The sequence below is a fragment of the Microbacterium sp. H6 genome, from assembly GCF_003314775.1.
GTDB classification, from domain to species: Bacteria; Actinomycetota; Actinomycetes; order Actinomycetales; family Microbacteriaceae; genus Microbacterium; species Microbacterium oxydans.
Genome location: NZ_QOAY01000089.1, coordinates 14,058 through 15,339, shown reverse-complemented (window position 1 = coordinate 15,339; position 1,282 = coordinate 14,058). Strand labels below are relative to the sequence as shown.

The window sequence follows — 1,282 nt, the reverse complement described above, 5'->3', positions numbered from 1 at the left end:
CCGCGACGCGATCCGGTCCCCTCTCGGCAGGTTCAGCCCTCCCGTCGCTTCAGCCCTCCCACAGGCCTGAAGCCGTCTCGGTGCCTTGTGCGCGACGCGCACGAAGCCATCCATCCACTCCGAGCCGTGCAGCGGCCGGGACGAGGAGCACGACGGCGGAGAGCATGACCATCGCCGGATACTGGGCGATCAGCTGATCGGCGCTCCAGTAGAGCATCAGTGTTCCGATCGACAGGAAGGCGGTGATCCTGGTCAGCAGGCCCGCGACCAGCAGCACGCCGAGGGCGACCTCGAGGGCGGGCATCACCACGCCGAACAGCTCGGGCGCCGTCCCCATGAACGACCCGAGCGGGGCGAAGAACCACGGCACCCGAGGGTTCCCCTCCGTGCTCTGTGCCACCAGCTCGATGTCGGCCGCCCCGAACCCCGCGCGGTACTTGAGGATGCCCTCGATCAGCCAGAGCACCCCGACCGCCACCCTGGCCCCGCCGCCGAGCAGCGAGAGGACCAGGGCGCGTGCCGGCCGCGCTCCGCTCATGAGAGCTCGGCTGCCCCGAACACGGCCTTCGCCTTGTCGCAGTGGATCACGACGTAGGAGTACTCGGACGTGTCGATGCCGTCGAGGGCGAAGGTCTGCGTCGTGGTGTCGAACGAGACCGCATCGACGAGCATGCCGGCGGAGACCGCGGCCTCGTCGGTGCCGTTCGTGAGGTAGACGTGCAGGTCGGGTCCCTCGTCGGAGGAGAACCCGGACAGGGCGATCTCGTCGTCGGACACGGTCACGGTGCCCGAAACCTTCTTCTCGTTCAGACCCATGAAAGTGCCGGTCTTCTCGGACATCTTCATCTCGGTCGTCGACGTGCCGGGATCCGCGCTCTGCGACGCCGACGACGAGGGCTTGGTGTCCTCGGTGGTGGCGGGGGAGCTGCACGCCGCGAGGGCGAGAGCGAGGGTGACGGCCGCGGTGGCGGCGAAGGCGGTCTTGCGCATGAGGTTCTCCTGTTCACGGTGTGTGCGACTGTGTGTCCGGAGCGACGGAGGCCGCGGCGGATCGCACTTCGAAGAACGCTACGAACGCGCGGAGGGCGATGGGGGAGACCTTTCAGAACCGTAAGGAACCGCCCGACGGCGCTGAGCCCGCGACTAGTGTCGACCCCATGCAGCAGGAGACCCCCAGGGGGCAGGAGGCACCCGGGCAGCAGACGACCGAGGTGGTGGTCGTCGAGGACGACCCCACCGTCAGAGCGGCCGTCGGCGCGTACCTGCGGGCCAACGGCTACGA

The 1,282-nt window shown here is 68.8% G+C and carries 2 protein-coding genes and 1 pseudogene; 1 reads left to right on the top strand and 2 read right to left on the bottom strand.

Translation table 11 applies throughout. The features are described 5' to 3' along the window. Nucleotides 1–49: 49 nt before the first annotated feature. Together DSP71_RS06150 and DSP71_RS06145 are read right to left on the bottom strand one after the other, a co-directional pair. A complete protein-coding gene (locus DSP71_RS06150) occupies nt 50–538 on the bottom strand; it encodes a DoxX family membrane protein (RefSeq protein ID WP_113680646.1) in 489 nt (162 codons plus the stop codon). After that, complete coding sequence (locus DSP71_RS06145) at nt 535–990, bottom strand: DM13 domain-containing protein (protein WP_113680645.1); 456 nt, start codon at nt 988–990, stop codon at nt 535–537. Before DSP71_RS06145 ends, DSP71_RS06150 begins: the two co-directional genes overlap by 4 nt. Nucleotides 991–1,088: 98 nt before the next feature. Here DSP71_RS06145 and DSP71_RS24515 point away from each other — a divergent pair. After that, nucleotides 1,089–1,282 (top strand): annotated as a pseudogene (locus DSP71_RS24515) (hypothetical protein); the annotation flags it as partial.

Bases quoted from the DNA above. Each gene is read 5' to 3' on its own strand.
- DSP71_RS06145 (WP_113680645.1), bottom strand. From the start codon at position 990: ATGCGCAAGACCGCCTTCGCCGCCACCGCGGCCGTCACCCTCGCTCTC.
- DSP71_RS06150 (WP_113680646.1), bottom strand. From the start codon at position 538: ATGAGCGGAGCGCGGCCGGCACGCGCCCTGGTCCTCTCGCTGCTCGGC.